Origin of the sequence: Caulobacter sp. AP07, from assembly GCF_000281955.1 — a bacterium.
In the GTDB taxonomy this organism is placed as follows: domain Bacteria; phylum Pseudomonadota; class Alphaproteobacteria; order Caulobacterales; family Caulobacteraceae; genus Caulobacter.
In genome coordinates this window covers 22,849-40,045 of the sequence record NZ_AKKF01000290.1, presented here as the reverse complement: position 1 = coordinate 40,045, position 17,197 = coordinate 22,849, and the positions used below count along the sequence as shown (strand labels likewise).

The 17,197-nt window shown below is 68.8% G+C and carries 15 protein-coding genes; 11 read left to right on the top strand and 4 right to left on the bottom strand.

Annotated elements, in window-relative coordinates:
• Positions 1 to 82: 82 nt before the first annotated feature.
• Positions 83 to 1,420, bottom strand: a complete 1,338-nt coding sequence (locus tag PMI01_RS23975) for a GntP family permease (RefSeq protein WP_007675619.1) — start codon at positions 1,418 to 1,420, stop codon at positions 83 to 85.
• A gap of 212 nt (positions 1,421 to 1,632) precedes the next feature.
• Positions 1,633 to 4,575: a TonB-dependent receptor domain-containing protein gene (locus PMI01_RS23970; protein ID WP_035038241.1), complete on the bottom strand. Its 2,943-nt coding sequence runs from the start codon at positions 4,573 to 4,575 to the stop codon at positions 1,633 to 1,635.
• A gap of 568 nt (positions 4,576 to 5,143) precedes the next feature.
• Here PMI01_RS23970 and PMI01_RS23965 point away from each other — a divergent pair.
• Positions 5,144 to 7,462, top strand: coding sequence for a beta-N-acetylhexosaminidase (locus PMI01_RS23965; protein WP_007675614.1), 2,319 nt, complete (start codon positions 5,144 to 5,146; stop codon positions 7,460 to 7,462).
• A gap of 18 nt (positions 7,463 to 7,480) precedes the next feature.
• Here PMI01_RS23965 and PMI01_RS23960 read toward each other — a convergent pair whose 3' ends face one another.
• Positions 7,481 to 8,410, bottom strand: a complete 930-nt coding sequence (locus PMI01_RS23960) for a MurR/RpiR family transcriptional regulator (RefSeq protein ID WP_007675611.1) — start codon at positions 8,408 to 8,410, stop codon at positions 7,481 to 7,483.
• Positions 8,411 to 8,683: 273 nt separating this feature from the next.
• Between PMI01_RS23960 and PMI01_RS23955 the strand changes: the two genes are divergently transcribed.
• From PMI01_RS23955 to PMI01_RS23945, 3 genes are read left to right on the top strand one after another with little or no spacing between them, the layout of a single operon-like run.
• A complete protein-coding gene (locus PMI01_RS23955) occupies positions 8,684 to 9,073 on the top strand; it encodes a RidA family protein (RefSeq protein ID WP_007675607.1) in 390 nt (129 codons plus the stop codon).
• A gap of 8 nt (positions 9,074 to 9,081) precedes the next feature.
• Positions 9,082 to 10,371 carry a hypothetical protein gene (locus PMI01_RS23950; protein WP_035038233.1) on the top strand — a complete coding sequence of 430 codons (1,290 nt, stop codon included), beginning with the start codon at positions 9,082 to 9,084 and terminating at the stop codon, positions 10,369 to 10,371.
• A 17-nt stretch (positions 10,372 to 10,388) separates the two neighbouring features.
• The gene (locus PMI01_RS23945) at positions 10,389 to 11,846 is read left to right on the top strand and encodes an N-acyl-D-amino-acid deacylase family protein (RefSeq protein ID WP_007675602.1); all 1,458 of its coding nucleotides are present in this window, start codon (positions 10,389 to 10,391) and stop codon (positions 11,844 to 11,846) included.
• 28 nt (positions 11,847 to 11,874) lie between these two features.
• Here PMI01_RS23945 and PMI01_RS26275 read toward each other — a convergent pair whose 3' ends face one another.
• Positions 11,875 to 12,396 carry a helix-turn-helix transcriptional regulator gene (locus PMI01_RS26275; protein ID WP_051990030.1) on the bottom strand — a complete coding sequence of 174 codons (522 nt, stop codon included), beginning with the start codon at positions 12,394 to 12,396 and terminating at the stop codon, positions 11,875 to 11,877.
• A gap of 513 nt (positions 12,397 to 12,909) precedes the next feature.
• Between PMI01_RS26275 and PMI01_RS23935 the strand changes: the two genes are divergently transcribed.
• From PMI01_RS23935 to PMI01_RS23905, 7 genes are all read left to right on the top strand, one after another.
• Positions 12,910 to 13,473 carry a hypothetical protein gene (locus PMI01_RS23935; protein ID WP_035038230.1) on the top strand — a complete coding sequence of 188 codons (564 nt, stop codon included), beginning with the start codon at positions 12,910 to 12,912 and terminating at the stop codon, positions 13,471 to 13,473.
• A gap of 121 nt (positions 13,474 to 13,594) precedes the next feature.
• Complete coding sequence (locus PMI01_RS23930) at positions 13,595 to 14,179, top strand: hypothetical protein (protein ID WP_007675584.1); 585 nt, start codon at positions 13,595 to 13,597, stop codon at positions 14,177 to 14,179.
• A gap of 23 nt (positions 14,180 to 14,202) precedes the next feature.
• The gene (locus PMI01_RS23925; RefSeq protein WP_007675579.1) at positions 14,203 to 14,766 is read left to right on the top strand and encodes a hypothetical protein; all 564 of its coding nucleotides are present in this window, start codon (positions 14,203 to 14,205) and stop codon (positions 14,764 to 14,766) included.
• 22 nt (positions 14,767 to 14,788) lie between these two features.
• Complete coding sequence (locus PMI01_RS23920) at positions 14,789 to 15,391, top strand: hypothetical protein (RefSeq protein ID WP_007675576.1); 603 nt, start codon at positions 14,789 to 14,791, stop codon at positions 15,389 to 15,391.
• A gap of 3 nt (positions 15,392 to 15,394) precedes the next feature.
• Positions 15,395 to 15,976 (top strand): hypothetical protein, encoded by a 582-nt coding sequence (locus PMI01_RS23915; protein ID WP_007675574.1) that lies wholly within the window; start codon positions 15,395 to 15,397, stop codon positions 15,974 to 15,976.
• Positions 15,977 to 15,988: 12 nt separating this feature from the next.
• Positions 15,989 to 16,606: a hypothetical protein gene (locus PMI01_RS23910; protein WP_007675571.1), complete on the top strand. Its 618-nt coding sequence runs from the start codon at positions 15,989 to 15,991 to the stop codon at positions 16,604 to 16,606.
• On the top strand, positions 16,603 to 17,184 hold the full coding sequence (locus tag PMI01_RS23905; RefSeq protein WP_007675569.1) for a hypothetical protein: 582 nt from the start codon (positions 16,603 to 16,605) through the stop codon (positions 17,182 to 17,184). Before PMI01_RS23910 ends, PMI01_RS23905 begins: the two co-directional genes overlap by 4 nt.
• Positions 17,185 to 17,197: the final 13 nt, after the last annotated feature.

Genomic DNA, 17,197 nt, shown 5'->3' with positions numbered 1-17,197 from the left:
TGTGGGTGGGCGTGGGCGCCAGAATAGCCACGGACGAGAAACCGCTCCTTTGAGCTAGGTGTCCGCAGTTCCTAGAGCGCCGTCAGCCGACGACCATGTTGAGCCCCAGCACGCACAGCAGACCCACCGTCCCCGCCACGCTCTCCATCACCGTCCAGGTCCGGAAGGTGTCCTTGAGGCTGAGGTTGAAATACTCCTTGAACAGCCAGAAGCCCGGATCGTTGACGTGGGAGAACATCAGGCTGCCGGCGCCGACCGCCAGCACCATGAGGTTGGGGTCGACGTGGCTGGCCGCCACCACCGGCTGCAGCAGGCCGGCCGCGGTCAGGCCCGCGATCGTCGCCGAGCCGAGGGCCACCCGGATCACCATGGCGATCAGCCAGCCCAGTACCAGCGGGTGCACCGGAACCGATTGCAGCCAGCCTCCCAGCTCCGTGCTCACCCCGCTGTCGACGAACACCTGCTTGAGCGCCCCAGCGCCCGCCAGGATCAGCAGGATGCCGGCGACGTCCTTCAGGGACTCTGCGTAGCGCTGCATGGTGGTGGTGAACGCCACGCCGCGCGCCACGCCCAGGCTGAAGGTGGCGTAGATCAGTGAGAGCGACAGGACCACCACCGGCTGGCCGATGAAGCCGATGACCGTCTTGGTGTCGGAAGGCGTCTTGAGCGCATAGATCGCCGCCGTCGCCGCCGCGATCATCACCACCGGCGCCAGGGCGGTCGAGAAGCTGTTCACCGGCCCCGGCAGCTTGTCCTCCGGCGCATCGGCGCTGAGGAAGGCGACGGGCGCGGCGTCTTCGGGGGCGGCCTGCGGGCATAGGCCGAACCGCTTGAGCGTCAGGGCCAGCAGCGGCCCGGCCACCAGGAGCGCGACGAGGCTGACAACCAGGCCGTAGACCAGCGTCAGGCCCGTGTCCGCGCCGAACAGCTTGACCAGCGCCGTGGGCGACGGATGGGGCGGCAGGAAGCCGTGGGCCACGGAGAGGCCGCACAGCAGGGGAAGACCGACATAGACCGGCGGCAGCTCGGCCCGGCGCGCGACCGAGAAGATCAGCGGGATCATCACCACGAACCCCACGCTGTAGAACAGCGGGATTCCGACGATCAGGCCGGTCAGCGCCATGGCCAGGAGAATGAACCTCAGGCCCACCAGCCCGATCAGCGACCGGGCGATGCTCTGGGCCGCGCCGCTGTCGGCGATCGCCCGACCGAACATGGCCCCCAGGCAGATGATCGCCGTCAGGCCGCCCAGCATCTCGCCCACGCCGTGCTCCAGCGACTTGGCCACCTGGTCCAGCGGCATGCCGAAACACAGGGCTCCGGCCAGGGCCGTCAGCAGGAAGGCCAGGAAGGGCGGGACCTTGCCCCAGCCGATCAGCACGATCAGCAGGCCGATCAGCGCGACAACGGCGAACATCATCAAGACCGGCCACCCTCGAACATATGTGGAAACGCCCCGCCGCGCGGGGAGTATAGGAGCGATTCCCCGGCGCCGGGGTTCGGCTTGGGCGCCGGGGAATCCACACCCTTCGGACCAGGGAGGCGGCCCGAAGGGTGGCTATGCGGCCGCATCACCGGGGAGGCGTGGCGGCCGCAGGGCGCGCCGGGAGAGGCGCGCCCGTTCGAGAGGCCCTAGAACCGCAGGCGCACGCCCAGGCGGTACATCCGGCCGATCACGTCATAGAGGTACGGATTGACGCCGGGGCTGACATTGGTGGTCGGCGCGGCGACCGGATCCTTGTCGAACAGGTTGTCCACCTTGAAGTAGGCGGTGGTGTTTTCGTTGACGTCGTAGGTCCCGCCGGCGTCCACATAGGTGGTGCCCTTCATCTTGTTGCTGTCGATGGTGCGGTGCTGCACCGTCGAGACCGGGCAGTTGGTCTGGCACTCGATGTATTCGTTGTTGTAGTGGCCGTCGCTGATCCAGCGCTCATAGAGCGAGAGGCTCAGCTTGCCGGTGCTCCAGGTCTGCGAGAAGGTCGCCTTCCAGTCGGGCGTGTTGCCCAGATTGTTGAGCGAGCTGCCCCCGTTGACCCCGGCGATCTCCACCGGAATGGTGCCCAGGACGCCGGACTTGGCCACGAAGCTGATGGTGTGGGTGGCCAGGGCGCGCACCGCGATCGAGCCCGGCAGGCCCCAGTCGCCGAGATCCTTGCGATAGACCGCCTCGATATCGACGCCCTTGTTGCGCATCGAGGCCACGTTGAAGGACTGCACCCGCACATAGTTGGTGTTGGGCAAGGGGCTGGTCAGCAGCATCGCGCCGCAGATTTCCTGGTTGCCGGCGACGCAGAGGTCGACCAGGTCCTGGGCGGCCAGGGAGTTGATCGCGCCGTCGACCTTGATGTCGAAATAGTCGACCGACAGGCTGAAGCCCGGCAGCCACTTCGGCTCGGACAGCACCACGCCGACCTCGGTGTTGCGGGCGATCTCGGGCCGCAGGTTGGTGTTGCCGACGATCTCCTGCAGGACGTTGGTGGCGACGCCCTTGTAGATGACGGTGGCGTTGGTCACGACGGGCGGGGCGAACAGCTCGCTGAGGTTGGGCGCGCGGATGTCGCGCGAGGTCACCGCGCGGAAGCGCAGGCCCTCGACGGGAGTCTTCCAGACGCCGCCCAGCTTCCACGCGGTGACATTGCCCGCGGTGCTGTACTTGGTCTGGCGCACCGCGCCGTTGATGTTGGCCTCGCCCAGGCTGTCGGACTTCAGGATCGGGACGTTGGCTTCCAGGTAGCCTTCGATCACGTGGTAGTAGCCGTGACCGGCGTGATAGTTGCCGGCGTACCAGTTGTTGCCCGACGCCCGGACCACCGGGTCGGCCGGATAGGCGGCGTCATAGGGGTTCGCGGCGGTGACGCCGTCGCCATAGGGGTCGGCGGTGGTGCGGTAGTCTTCTTCGCGCCACTCGGCGCCGGCGGCGATGGCGATCGGGCCGGCCCACGACGAGAACGGCTCGCCGGTGATGTTGAAGCTGGCGACCGACTCGATCTGGCGCGACCGCTGCTTGGGACCGTTGGCCGGCATCACATAGGCCAGGGCCGCGGGGTCGAGGGCGACCTGCCCGATCACGTTCAGCGGCACGCAGCCGTTGGCGCGGGCCACCGGGTCGCGGCAGATCACCGTGCCATTCGGCCCGGCGATCGCGTCGATCGCCGCGTTGTAGCGCGGCGTCAGCGAGATGTTGTCGACGTCGATGCTGGTCCGGTTCTGCCCGTAGGCGTAGTAGGCGTCGTACGACCACGAGGTTCCGAAGGCCTCGCGCGTGCCGGTGGCGCCCACGACGAAGCGCTCCTGCTCCCGCTTGGCGTTGACATTGATCGGCCCGAAGCCGCCGTTGCTGGTGCCGAACTGGAAGCTGGTGATGTTGTTGGTCGCGCAGGCCGTGCGGATCGCCGCCGGAACGAACGGGTTCTCGCACTGGATGGTGAGGCCGGCCTTCTCGGCGCCGCGGTTGGGCTGGTTCAGCGAATTGACCACGGCGACGTTGGTGGTGAGGTAGATCTCGTCGTCGTCGCCGAACCTGTAGCTGACGCGGCCGTAGGCCACCTTGCGCTTCAGCCGTCCCGCCAGGGTGGGGCTGGCGCCGATGTTGCCGCTGAGGTCGCCGCCGACGCAGAATGGGTTGAAGCAGTTGGTCACCGCGCCCGTGCCGGTCGGCGCGCCGTTGGAGCCGTACTGGAACTGTCGCGGCGCGCCGCCGGGACCGAAGGCGATGCCCTGCAGCGGGCCGTTCGTGATCAGGCCGTACTTGGTGTACTGGATCTGCTGCGCGTTCTGGATCACCCGGTACTGGGGCCGGCCGTCGGTCGTGGCGGCGACCGGGCGCACCTGGATCGAGGGCGAGGTGAACCAGTCCCGTCCGCCCGCGCTGGCCAGGCCGAAATCACCGGCCAGGACGCCGGCCTCGCGGCTGAACTCGCCGCTGGCGACGACCCGCAGGCGGTCGTTCAGGAAGGCTTTGCCCACGGCGGCCTGGGCGACGAAGGTGTCGTTGTCGCGATACTTGCTCTCGCCGCCCTCGAGGCGGATCTTCAGGCCCTCGAACGTCTTGTCGGTCACGAAGTTGACCACGCCGCCGATGGCGTCGGAGCCGTAGGAGGCCGACGCGCCGCCCGTCACCACGTCGACCCGCTTGATCAGAAGCTGCGGAAACTGGCTGACGTCGGTGACGCCCGTGACGTTGGCCGGCGTCACGCGCTGGCCGTCCAGCAGGGTCAGGGTGCGGATCGGCCCGAGGCCCCGCAGGCTGAGCGAGCTCAGGCCCTGGATTCCGCTGCTGGTGCTGTTGGCGGAGGTCGTCCGGCCCGTGCTGCCCTGCAGCGCCGGCATCTGGACAATCGCCTGGAAGATGTTGGGCTGGGCGGCCCTCTCGAGGTCTTCGGACGTGACCGTCGTGGTCGGCGTCGGCTGGGTGAAGCCTCGCGAGGCGATCCGCGAACCGGTGACGACGATTTCCTCGACGCGCGACGTGTCATTCGCGGCGGGCGCGCCAGCCTGCTCCTGCGCACTGGCCGTCGCCCCCCAGGACAACAGCGCCAGCACGGACGCCGAGCATGCATAGAATCGATGATTCATCTTGGACAAGTTTTTACCCCCCATGTTGAGACGTCTACTCTTGAGCGGCTTCCGTACAGATGGACGCCAAAGGCAACGCGCTACTTTTATTTTTACTCACGACTCAAGTTTGTCGCATCGCCTAAACTTTACAACTTCTCCGATAAATGCCGGGCATACTTGAAATCGAGCATGCCTGTCGCTTCATGGAAGCCTTGATCGGAACGAGGGGACGATAGCCACAGGCCCGCGGAACCGTCAATCACAAAACATTCATTTATGTAGCGTTTATAAATGAAGCGGGACAAAATGAAAATGGAATTTTGATATTATTCAATATTTTCAATATCTTATAAAACCGCCAAACTGTTGAAACACCCGCTCTCCCGCTCCCTCCCAGCCAGAGATCATCCACCGGCGCCCTGGACAGGTCAGGGCGCTCCATTCCTGATATTATTCAACATATTCCCGCCCTGTAGACGCACCCGTGACGCCTGACCCGGAGTCCGCCTCCCTCTCGACCTGACGCCAACGGCCATGTAGTCACACTATCAAACATGATTGCGAAAGTGCTGGGAGGGACCACAAGATGATGGCGATCAGGATCCTGCGACCGTTGTTGCTGGCGCTTGTGGGCGCCTTCTGCCTCGGCGCGCCGGCCATGGCGACCCCCACCCTGGTTCCCTGGCCGGCGGAGGTGACGCCCCAGGCGGGCAGCTTTCACCTGACGCGGCGCACGCTGATCCATACGCCGGCTGGCGACGCCGAAGCCCGCCAGGTGGCGCTGCAGCTCGGCGAGCTCCTGGCCCGCGCCGGCAAGCCGCGGCCCCGCGTCGTCGAAGGCGGCCCGCCGCCGGCCGGCGCCATCTCGCTCACCCGATCAGGCAGCGCCGGCGAGGCCTATGCGGTGCGGGTCGCGCCGTCAGGGGTCGAGATCTCCGCCGGCGACCGCAAGGGCCTGTTCTATGGGGCCGTGACGGTCTGGCAACTGGCGACCCAGGACAGCCGGGCGCGCGAGCCCGCCCTCCCCGCCATGACGATCACCGACAGCCCCCGCTATGCCTGGCGCGGCCTGATGGTCGACTCGGCCCGGCACTTCCAGACCCTCGAGGAGCTGAAGCGCCTGATCGACGCCATGGCCGCCTACAAGCTCAACGTCCTGCACTGGCACCTGACCGACGACCAGGGCTGGCGCCTGGAGATCAAGGCCTATCCCAAACTGACCACGGTCGGCGCCTGGCGCGCACCCAAGGGCGCGGACGCCGCCCGCCCCGCGCCCCGCCGGCCCCAGCGATACGGCGGGTTCTACACCCAGGATCAGGTCCGCGACCTGGTCGCCTACGCCCAGGCGCGCAACATCATGATCGTGCCCGAGATCGAGCTGCCCGGCCACGCCACCGCGGCGCTGACCGCCTATCCGCAGTTCGGCGTCACGGGCGCGACGCCCACCTCTGGCATGTCCGACTGGGGCGTCTACAGCAACCTCTACGGGACCGACGAGGCGACCTTCACCTTCCTCGAGGCCATCCTCGACGAGGTCAGCGCCCTGTTCCCCAGCCCCTACATCCACATCGGCGGCGACGAGGCGATCAAGAACCAGTGGCAGGCCGATCCTCGCGTCCAGGCGCGGATGAAGGCGCTGGGCCTGGAGAACGAGGACAAGCTGCAGAGCTGGTTCATCAGCCGCATCAGCGCCCACCTGGCCGCCAAGGGTCGCCGCGTGATCGGCTGGGACGAGATCCTCGAGGGCGGCGCCGACGCCGACGCCGTCATCATGGCCTGGCGCGGCCTGGACCGGGCGACCCTCGCGGCGCGGCTCGGCCACGACACGATCCTGACGCCGCAACCGCAGCTCTATCTCGACAGCCGCCAGAGCCTCTCGGCCCGGGAACCGCCCGGCCGCAGCGAGCTGTCGACGCTGCGCGGCGTCTACAGCTTCGACCCGCGTCTGGACGGCCTGACCCCGGATCAGCAGCGTCGCATCCTCGGTGTCCAGGCCAACGCCTGGACCGAGCACATGCGCACGGCCCGGCGCTTCGAGACGATGGCGTTCCCGCGCCTGACGGCCGTGGCCGAACTGGGCTGGACGACCCAGGACCGCCGGGACTGGTCGCGCTACAGCGCCGGCCTGCCGGTCACGCTGAGCCAGCTGGGCGCGCTCGGCGTCGCCCATGACGACACGCCGTTCGAGCCCGAGGCCGCCCTGTCGCCGTCAACCGGCGGCCTGAGCGTAGGCCTGGCCTCGCCTCTGGGCCTTGGCGAAGTCCGCTACGCCCTGGGCGGCGCGGCCCCCACGGCCAGCTCCCCGCTCTACGCCGGGCCCCTGACGCTGGCGAATGGGACGCGGCTGCGGGCGCGGACCTTCCTGAACGGCGAGCCCCTGGGCGGCGTGCGCGACTTCGAGATCTCGACCCGGGCGATGGCCACGCGGGGCAGCGCGGCCCTCAAGGCTTGCGGCGACAGCGTGCCGCTGCGGCTGGAGGCCGACTTCCCGGCCGAAGGCCAGCGGCCCGTCTTCATGATCAGCATCTACAAGCCCTGCTGGATCTGGCCGGGCGTCGATCTTTCGAAGGGGCTGACGCTGCGGGCCCAGGTGGGTCAGGTTCCGTTCAACTTCCAGCTGGCCGGCGGGCGGCGCATCGTGCAATTCGATCCGCCCAAGTCCAGCCCCTACGGCGAGCTGGTGGTGCGCCGACGGACCGGGAGCGGCGCGCTCTGCGAAGGCGAGACCCTCGCCGTCGCGCCGATGACCGAAGCGGCCCCCCGCAAGGCCGGGCTCTCGGAGGTGGTCGGACGTATCCCGCCGTCACCGGGCGTCCATGACCTGTGTTTCACCTTCAACCGGCCGTCGCAGGAGACGCTGTGGGCCATCGACGCGGTGTCGCTGACGCCCGATCCGGCGCCGTGAGGCGGGGCGGCGCCCCGCTCAGTCGCCGATCGGCTGCTGCGGGGCGATGCCGTGCAGCCAGGCGACGCTGCCGCGCGTGCGGCGCAGCGTCAGATGGGCCCGCTCGCCCAGCAGCGTGGCCACCGCATAGGCCAGCCGGTCGATGACGAAAAGCTGGGCGAACCGCATCGGGTTGGGCTGGAATTCCTCCACCCCCGACGCGGAAAGTCCCACGTGCAGGCAGATGTCGGCGTCGCGCCCGAGCGGCGACTCGCCGTCGGTGATCGCGACGCAGGTGGCCTTGTAGTACTTGGCCAGCTCCATGCTTTCCTGCAGCTCTCGCGGCCGGCCGGTCGAGGACAGGAAGATCGCCACGTCGCCCTCGGACAGGATCGAGGCCGACATCCGCTGCGCGTAGCCGTCGGTGAACACCATGACCGAAACGTCGAGGCGGAACAGGCGGTTGTGGATCTCCGTCGCCAGGGCGGCCGAACTGCCGCCGATCCCGTAGACGACCACCCGCCCGGCCTTGGCGATCGCCGCCGCCGCCGCCAGCAGGTCGTTCTCGACCAGGGTGTCGCGCGTACGGGTCAGGGCCTCGACGATGGTGTCGAAGATGCGGTCGCCGACCAGGCCGTCTCCCGCCGCGACGTCCTCGAGCACCGGGGCCGGCCGGGCGGCCCGCTCGCGCTGGTCCGTCATGGCCTGCGCCAGGGCCAGTTCCTGGATGAGTCGGAACTTCAGGTCCTTGAAGCCCTCGCAGCCGATCGTCCGGCAGAACCGCATGACGGTCGGCTCGCTGAGGCCCAGGTCGGTGGCGACCGAACGGACGCTGGAGCGCACGAACTCGTTGGGCGAGTTCAGGATCAGCTTGGCGATCTTGAGATCTGATCGAGTCATCGACTCCATCATGCTCTTTAGCCGCGGAAGGACATCGCCGCCGTCAGTCAGCTTCGCGGGCTGGCTCATCCCCTGATCCTTTCTCTCGGAATCCCCGCCGACACCGGCCAGGGCCGTTTCGACTTGGCGAATCGGCTTTCGACATCCTCCTGGCGTACGGGACATCTTCGGATTTTTTTCAGTCGGCAGGCAACAGATAGTGACATCGCTGTCTGACCGCAATCGCGTCTGACGCCTTGGCGAAGCGTAAAATGATTGTTTCGCTCCATTTTTGTTGACACCACTACAATCACAATGGCTTTTGCCGCTCATTGGCTTAGCCGTTGAACGCAGGAGGTTTCATTGTCGATTGAACGCATCGGGGCCGCCGGCACCGGCACAGGCGGCCAGTCCCTGCCCTTCTGCCAGGCCACCGTCGCCAACGGCTTCGTGTTCGTGTCGGGACAGGTGGCGATGAACGAGAACGGCGAGGTCGTCGAGGGCGGCATCGTGCCCCAGACCCACAAGACCATCGAGAACCTCGTCACCATCCTGGCCAAGGCCGGCTGCACCCTGAAGGACGTGGTGAAGGCCAATGTCTGGCTGGACGACGCCCGCGACTTCCACGCCTTCAACCGCGTCTATGCCACCTATTTCGGCGCGGCCATGCCGGCGCGGGCCTGCGTGCAGTCGCCCCTGATGATCGACGCCAAGGTCGAGATCGAGGTGATCGCGCTGGCGCCGCGCGCCTGAAGCCGGAGATGACGATGCGACCCGGCGACATCCAGGACCTGCGGCTCGCGCCGGGAACCAAGGGGCTCCCGCTCGACGGCTCGATCCAGACGGTGGGCGACCTGGCGGGACGCGGCCTCAACCCGCTTCGCGGTGACCTGCCCATGCCGGTCGCGCTGCTGAGGCGCGCCGCGCTCGACAACAACCTGTCGGTCATGCAGGCCTATGTCGACCGGGCCGGGGCCAAGCTGGCGCCCCACGCCAAGACGACCATGTGCCCGCAACTGCTGACGCGCCAGCTCGACGCCGGGGCCTGGGGGCTGACGGTCGCGACGATGACCCAGCTGAAGCTGTGCCACGACCTCGGCGCCCCGCGGATCATCCTGGCCAACCAACTGGTCGGCCGCGCCGAGATCGATGGCCTGGCGCGGCTCACGGCCACGGCGCCCGATCGCCCCTGCTATGTCCTCGTCGACGGCGTCGAAGGCGTGCGGGCGATCTCCGAGGGGTTTGGCCGGGCGGCCGGCGCGCCGGCCGCACGCCTGCTGATCGAGGTCGGCATGACCAATGGTCGTTGCGGCGTGCGCACGCTTCAGGAGGGCTTGGCCCTGGCCAAGCTCGTGCGGTCCCTGCCCCACGTCGAACTGCACGGCATCGAGGGCTACGAAGGGCTGATCTTCAGCCAGCAGGCCGCCCAGGACGCCACCGAAGTCGACACCTATCTGGGCTCGGTTCTCCAGCTGTATGAACTCTTGAGGGCCGAAAGCCTGTTCGCCGACGCCAACCAGGTGATCCTCACCGCCGGCGGCTCGGCCTATTACGACCTGGTGGCCCACGCCCTGGCGGGACGGGCCCCCGGCGCGATCCCGGTCCTGCGCAGCGGCTGCTACGTCACCCACGACAGCGGCTTCTATCGCGAGCTGCTGGCCCGCATGGACGACCGCAGCATCGCCGGACCGCCCCCGCGGCTCCAGCCGGCGCTGGAGGTCTGGACCCGGGTGATCTCGCGGCCGCAGCCCGACCAGGCGATCGTGATGATGGGCAAGCGCGACGTCTCCCACGACATCCACCTGCCCATGGCCCGGCGCTGGTTTCGTGAGGGCCTGCACGCCGCGCCCCGGCCGGTCGACGGTCTGGTCGTGGAGAAGCTGAGCGACCAGCACGGCTTCCTGTCCGTTCCCCCTGGGGCGGACCTGGCGGTCGGCGACCTGCTGGGCTTCGAGATTTCCCACCCCTGCACGACCTTCGACAAGTGGTCGCTGCTGATGGAAGTCGACGACGACTACACCGTCGTGGGCGGGCTGAAGACGTTCTTTTGAGTCATCCGACACGCGACATGCCGAGCCAAATCCTCCCCACGGACATCCTTCTCAAAGGCGGCCTCGTCATCGACGGCGGCGGCGGGCCCGCCTTCGCGGCCGATGTCGTTATTCGCGGCGACACCATCGTCGCCGTCGGGCCGTCGATCGCGGCGAAGGTCGATCGCGTGTTCGACGTGTCGGGCCTGATCGTCGCCCCCGGCTTCATCGACGTCCACACCCATGACGACCTGGTCTGCATCACCCAGCCCGACGTGATCCCCAAGATCAGCCAGGGCGTCACCACCGTGGTGGTCGGCAACTGCGGAATCTCCGCGCCGCTGCTGCGCTTCGACGACGCCGTCGCCGAACCGTTCAACCTGCTGGGCGCGCGCGAGGACTTCGCCTACGAGACCTTCGGCGACTACCGGCGCGCCATCGAAGCCGCCGCCCCCCGCGTCAATGTGGCGGCGCTGGTCGGCCATTCGGCCCTGCGCGTCCTTTGCCTCGACGACCTGGAGCGCCCCGCGACGCCGGACGAGCGCCAGCGGATGAACGTCCTGCTCCAGGACGCGCTCGACCACGGGGCCGTCGGCCTCAGCTCCGGCGTGTTCTACACCCCCGCCTGGGCGGCCGACGTCGAGGAACTGCAGGCCCTGGCCCACACGGTGGCCAAGGCCGGCGGCGTCTACACCGCCCACATCCGCGACGAGCGGGAGGGGATCATCGAGGCCCTGCAGGAGGCGTTCGCCGTCGCCGAGGCCGGTCGCGCGCCCCTGGTCCTGTCGCACCACAAATGCGCCGGCGTGCGCAACTGGGGCCGGGCCGCCGAGACCCTGGGCCTGATCGACGAGACCCGCCGCCACCAGCCGGTCTATCTGGACTGCTATCCCTACACGGCGGGCTCCACCATCATCCGGCCGGACCTGGCTGACGGCGAGGTCGAGATCCTGATCAACTGGTCCGAGCCGCACCCCGAGGTCGCCGGCCGGACGCTGAAGTCCATCGCCTCGGAGTGGGACCTGACCGAGGCCGAGACCGCCGAACGGCTGATGCCCGGCGGCGCCAGCTACTTCCAGATGGCCGAGGAAGACATGCGCGCCATCCTCAGCCACGGCTGCTGCATGGTGGGGTCCGACGGCCTGCCGCACGACTCCCTGCCCCACCCGCGCCTCTGGGGCGCCTTCCCGCGCGTGCTGGGCCACTATGCGCGGGACCTGAAACTGATCAGCCTCGAGGCGGCGGTGCGGAAGATGACCGGCCTGGCCGCCGAGACCTTCCGCCTGGAAGGGCGCGGACGCATCGCGCCGGGCATGAAGGCGGACATCACGGTGTTCGACGCCGACACCATCATCGACCGCGCGACCTATGAGGCGCCCACCCAGGCCGCCCAGGGCATCGCGCATGTCTTCGTCAACGGGGCCCTGGCCTGGACGGACGGCGGCCCGACGCCCCGGCGCACCGGCCGGTTTCTTGGTCGCGGCGGCGCGCCCTGACGGGCTGAACCCGGCGCGGGCCTGAGCGTCAGGCGAAGATCTTGACGATCATCGCCAGGATCTCTTCCTTCGAGCGTACGCCCATCTTGCCGTGAATATGCTTGATGTGGGTGCGCACCGTCAGGATCGAGACGCCCTTGCCGTCGGCGATGCGTTCGGCGCTGTTGCCCTCGATGATGTCCTGCAGGATCCGCGCCTCCATGGCGCTCAGGCCGAACAGCCGCTCCAGCTTGGGGAGATGGGCGGGGGCGTCGAAATCCTTGAAGGTGATGACCACCACCTGGGTCCCGCCCTCGCTCACGGCGCGCATGCGCAACAGGAAGCGCCGGTCCACATCGCTGTCGATGAACTGGCACACCTCTTCGCCGCCGATGGTTTCGGCCAGGCGCTCGATCAGGAACTGTTGAGCGCGGCGGTCGGCGCCGGCGATCCTGCCGCCCCGGTCGACCAGGGGGCCTCCGTCGGCCAGCAAGGCCACGGCGGCGCGCGAGCGCCAGAGAAACACCCCGTGCGGGTCGATCACGACCCGAGCGACGTCGTCTTCGTTCAAACAGAAACGGCTTGCGCCGACATCATCCATCCTCGCGGCGGAAAACGACCCGTCCATCTTGAGCCTCCCTGCGACCGGCGTGGCGCCGGCGTCTAGCTGGACCTGGTTTTTTCGATCCAATCTTTCCCTATTTAAAACCAACTAGGGGCTAATGTTCTACAACCTAAGATTAACGCGAACACCATAGCGGCAGTTTGCCGCAAGTTAGGTGCAACTCGATCGCATCTAAAGTTAGAAAATAGTCGTTTTGATTACTAATCCCGAACTAGCTTTTGTTAATGAAGGTAAATTCCCTCATCAGGTGAAACTATCAAGTGTACCCAAGCTGGGGGATTTCACCGGTTAAGTTCTCTGCAATCGTCACCCAGACATTAAGAACTTGTTAAGCAAACAAGGGCTGGGGCCATGGCAGGGAAGTACGCGAGAGTTCCGCGCGCCGTCCGTTCAGAACGTAAGCCGTCCCGCTGGGACTGGATCGTCGGTGGCTGTCTTCTAGCGGGCGCTGTATTCCTGATGTGCCTGGACGACGCCCAAGCGCAGGTCACCGCCTATGCCGGCGGGTCGCCCTCCAACATCGTGCTGTCCATCCCCGTGACGGCGTCGGTGGGCGGGCGATGCGGCTTCGCCCCAGGCCTGGCGCCCAGCGGTTCGACCGACGTCGGCGAGGTCAACAACGCCTTTTCCGCCGACTTTCCCTTCACGCTCGAATGCACCGTGCCGTTCCGCGCCGCCGTGATCTCGCAGAATGGCGGCCTGCTGGCCACCAGCGTCACGCCCGCCGTCGGCTACACCAACCTGGCGCCCTACCTCGTCGACCTGAACCTGGTGGGCGACGCCGGGGTCACGCCGGTCAGCGGCACCTGCGACACGGCCGACCTGCAAACCTCGTCGGGCGCCGGCTGCGTCTTCAAGGGACCGGCCACGGCCGGCCAGGGGTTGCGCCTGAACGGCTCGTCCTACGACACCCCCGGTTCGTTTCTGCGGGTCCACCGCGGCGCCTACGCCGCCCCCGCGATCCTGACCGCCGCCAACGCCTATGCGGACTCGCTCACGGTGACGCTCAGCGTCTCACCGTGACGCCCCTTTCCGGCCCCGCTCCCCCGGCGGTTCCGATCGGCATTTCAGGGGGATGGGGCCACCGCCCCGGCAAAGAAACCAAGAGACCGGACAGACCGGATCAACATTGGGAGTGAATGAGATGAACAAGACGATCCTGATCGGCGCCGCCCTGTTGGGTCTCGCCGTCGCCCCGGCCGTCATGGCCCAGACGGTGACCGGCACGGTCAACGTCACCGGCAGCGTCGCGGCCAAATGCGTGGTCATCACCGGCGGCAGCGGCTCCAGCTTCTCGGGCTCGATCCCGCTGGGCGAACTGGCCGGAACCGACGGCACCCTGGCCACGACGCTCTCGGGCTCGACCAACGCCAGCCCCGCCGGGTCCACCCAGTTCCGGGTCAACTGCAACAGCGCCGCGCCCAAGGTGACGATCAGCTCGACCCGCCTGGCCCTGACGCCGTCGGCCGCGGCCCCGGCCGGCTACACCGGCGTCATCGACTACACCGCCGCGCTCGACGCCGCCCTGTCCTCGGGCAGCACCCAGACGGTGGCCTACGTGACCGCCGCCGCCCTGCCCGCCGCCACCGTCCAGTCGCTGTCGGCCAGCCTGGCCAACAGCCCCAACAACCTGACGGTCAAGGCCTACGGCCTCAACACCGGGGCTGGCGACCTGCTGGTGGCCGGCAACTACGCGAGCGTCATCTCCATCACCATCGAACCGGTCTGACCGCGTCAGTCGGGAGAATGATCATGCGACACAAGATCCTCCTGTCGGCCGCCGCGGCGAGCCTCGCGCTCGTCTGCGGGGCCGGACCGGCCCTGGCCCAGTCCCAGACGGGAACGGTGGTGGTCAACGGCACGGTGGCCAACCGCTGCCTGTTCGTGACCGGCGACGTGGTGCTGAACCTGGGCGAGCTGGCCCTGCTCAGCGGCGACACCGCCGCCCTGGGCCGCCTGGACGCCAGCAAGGTGACCAGCCGCACGGCCACCCTCAACGGCTGGTGCAACGGCGTCTCGGCCAGCATGGCGGTCGAGGCCCTGCCGATCCTCAACACCAGCTTCACCGATGCGGCCCCGTCCGGTTTCGACCGGCGGATCGACTACACCGCCACGGCCACGGCGCAGCCGGCCGGCGGCGCGGTCTCGGCGTCGGACAGCACCCTGACGGGTGGCGGCGGCGCGGCCAGCACCACGGGCATTTTCAGCAGCGACATCACCGTCGGGTTCGCCACGCCGGCGACTCCGACCGGGGGACGCCTGATCGCGGGATCCTATGCGGGCTCCGTGGTCGTGACCCTGTCGCCGGTCACCTGAGCGTAGGGAGAAGGAGGTCGTCATGATCCAGCATCGAACCCGTTTCGTCGGACTCGCGGCGACCGCCCTCGCCTTCGCGGCCACGGTGGCCGCGACCGGCGCCCAGGCCCAGGGCCAGGGGCCCGTCCAGGGCAATGTCGGCCTCGACGCCCAGGTCAGCCGGCTCTGCGTACTGGGCGCCCCCAACCCGACGGGCCTGGCGCTCGGCCAGATTTCCGAAGGCTCGGGAACCCGGGTCGGCCGCCTCGCGACGATCGCTTCCCAGGCCATCACCCTGCCCGGCTCGTTCTGCAACTACGCCGGCGCGGCCCTGGCCATCGCCGCCTCGCCCCTGGCCCTGACGAGCGGCGCGCCCCAGACCGGCTTCGTCGGCTCGGTCAACTACACCTGCACGATCAACGCCTGGGGCGCGACGGCGGCCACGGTCCGCACCAGCGCTTCCAGCGCGTCCGGCAGCGGCCTCAGCTCGACCAACGCCGCGCCCCGCGAAACCGACCTGGTCCTGGTGGTCTCCGACTTCGCCACCGCCACCGCCACCGACGACCTGCTGCAGCCGGGCGCCTACCTGGCCCTGGTCACCATCACCCTCGGGCCCGACGCGGGCCTGACCGCATCGGGGAGCTGAACCATGCGCCGCTCCTTCCCCCTCCTGGCCACGCTGACGCCCCTGGCCCTGGCCCTGGCCCTGGCCACCGCCGCGGCGGCCCAGACCGTCGGCCCATCGGACTCCGTCGGCCCGATCCAGATCTCCGGCTTCGTCCCCAACAACATCTGCACGCTGGGCAATCTCAGCGACGGCGACAACCTGTTCGACGTCGGCGTGATGATCGACACGGCCACCGGCCTGCTGCGACCCGACCTGTCGGCCCCGCCCAAGGTGCTGACCGGCACGCAGTGCAGCTCGCGCAGCCAGCTGACGATCGCCGCCACCACGATGACGGCCCAGGCCTTCACCGCCACGCCGCCGGCCGGCTTCTCGCGCGCGGTCGACTACACGGCCACAGCCTCGGGCTGGACGCCGACCAGCGCCAGCTACTCGACCGGTTCCAGCGTCAACGCGGCCGCCACCCAGGTCCGCGAAACCCCCGGCGCGGCCGACATCACGATCAGCCTGTCGAACTTCGCGACGACGGGCGGCGACGCCCTGCACCCCGTGGCCGACGACACCTACCAAGGCGCCGTGGTCGTCACCCTGGCCGCGGCCAGCTGAAGGAGACGCGCCATGAACAGCCCGAACATCCTCGCGGCGACCGCCCTGACCGCCGCCTCGGCCCTGGCCCTTCTCCTGGCCGGACAGGCGGCGCGAGCCCAGACCGACGGCGACAACACCCGCAACATGCTGGTGCGGGGACGCGTGCCCCAGGTCTGCACCCTCGCCTCGCCGACCCTGGCCGGCGGCGCCCTGAACAATTTCCGGACGCTGAACGGCAGCAGCCTCGAGGTCGACCAGCTGACCGACCCGGTCACCCTGTCGACGCGCGCCGCCTCGGCGGAGATCAGCTTCGCGGCGGTCTGCAACTTCGCCCACCAGGTCGTGCTGGAAAGCCGCAACAATGGCCTGTGGCGGTCCGAGCTGGGCCTCACCCCGGCCCCGACCGGCTTCAGCGACGCGGTGCCCTACACCGCCACCCTGGTCTGGGGGCCGATCAACACCAGCCTCCAGGCCGACGCCAGCGCCCGCCGGATCCGCGACCGCACCCAGGCCGTCGATCGCCCCGTGGCCGGCGCCATCGTGCTGCGGCTCGATATCCAGCCAGGCGCGACCAACCTGCAGACCAATGCTCCGCTGGTGTCCGGCGTCTATCGCGACACCCTGCGACTGACGGTGGAACCCCAATGAAAACCGCCCTCGTCCTCATCGCCGCGACCCTCGCCGCGACCACCGCCCCCCTCGCCACCTGGGCTCAGACGGCCTCGACCGGCGACCGGGCCAGCAGCTCGCTGGACCTGTTCGGCCGGGCCCCCAGCGCCTGCGTGCTGTCGCCGCCCGCCGCGGCCGCCGGGTCCAACGCCAGCTTCTCCGCCCAGGGCGGCCAGGCCGGCGTGGTCCGCTTCACCCAGTTCGTCGACCCGCAAACGGCCCAGCCGCGCGCGGCCTCGATCAGCCTGGCCTTCCCCGTGGTCTGCAACTCGGCCCACCGGCTGACCGTGCGGACCGACGGGACGGGCCTGACCCGCGCGACCGGAGCGGCGCCCGCCCCCGGCTTCCGCGACCGCCTCGGCTTCCAGCTCTCGGCCGACTGGGCCGGGGCTCGCGCCGTCGGCTCCAGCGCCGCCCTCACCCCCATCGACCTGCGCACCGCCAACGGCGCCGCGGGCCAGATGAACCTCGTGGTCGACGTGGCCGGCGGCGGAGCGCCGCTGGTGGCGGGCGACTATTCCGGAACGCTCGTCGTCGAGCTCGAAGCGTCCAACTGAACCCTAGGAATGG

Coding starts and splice junctions, on each gene's coding strand:
- PMI01_RS23975 (WP_007675619.1), bottom strand. CDS start 1,420: ATGATGTTCGCCGTTGTCGCGCTGATCGGCCTGCTGATCGTGCTGATC.
- PMI01_RS23970 (WP_035038241.1), bottom strand. CDS start 4,575: ATGAATCATCGATTCTATGCATGCTCGGCGTCCGTGCTGGCGCTGTTG.
- PMI01_RS23965 (WP_007675614.1), top strand. CDS start 5,144: ATGATGGCGATCAGGATCCTGCGACCGTTGTTGCTGGCGCTTGTGGGC.
- PMI01_RS23960 (WP_007675611.1), bottom strand. CDS start 8,410: ATGAGCCAGCCCGCGAAGCTGACTGACGGCGGCGATGTCCTTCCGCGG.
- PMI01_RS23950 (WP_035038233.1), top strand. CDS start 9,082: ATGACGATGCGACCCGGCGACATCCAGGACCTGCGGCTCGCGCCGGGA.
- PMI01_RS23945 (WP_007675602.1), top strand. CDS start 10,389: ATGCCGAGCCAAATCCTCCCCACGGACATCCTTCTCAAAGGCGGCCTC.
- PMI01_RS23935 (WP_035038230.1), top strand. CDS start 12,910: ATGTGCCTGGACGACGCCCAAGCGCAGGTCACCGCCTATGCCGGCGGG.
- PMI01_RS23930 (WP_007675584.1), top strand. CDS start 13,595: ATGAACAAGACGATCCTGATCGGCGCCGCCCTGTTGGGTCTCGCCGTC.
- PMI01_RS23925 (WP_007675579.1), top strand. CDS start 14,203: ATGCGACACAAGATCCTCCTGTCGGCCGCCGCGGCGAGCCTCGCGCTC.
- PMI01_RS23920 (WP_007675576.1), top strand. CDS start 14,789: ATGATCCAGCATCGAACCCGTTTCGTCGGACTCGCGGCGACCGCCCTC.
- PMI01_RS23915 (WP_007675574.1), top strand. CDS start 15,395: ATGCGCCGCTCCTTCCCCCTCCTGGCCACGCTGACGCCCCTGGCCCTG.
- PMI01_RS23910 (WP_007675571.1), top strand. CDS start 15,989: ATGAACAGCCCGAACATCCTCGCGGCGACCGCCCTGACCGCCGCCTCG.
- PMI01_RS23905 (WP_007675569.1), top strand. CDS start 16,603: ATGAAAACCGCCCTCGTCCTCATCGCCGCGACCCTCGCCGCGACCACC.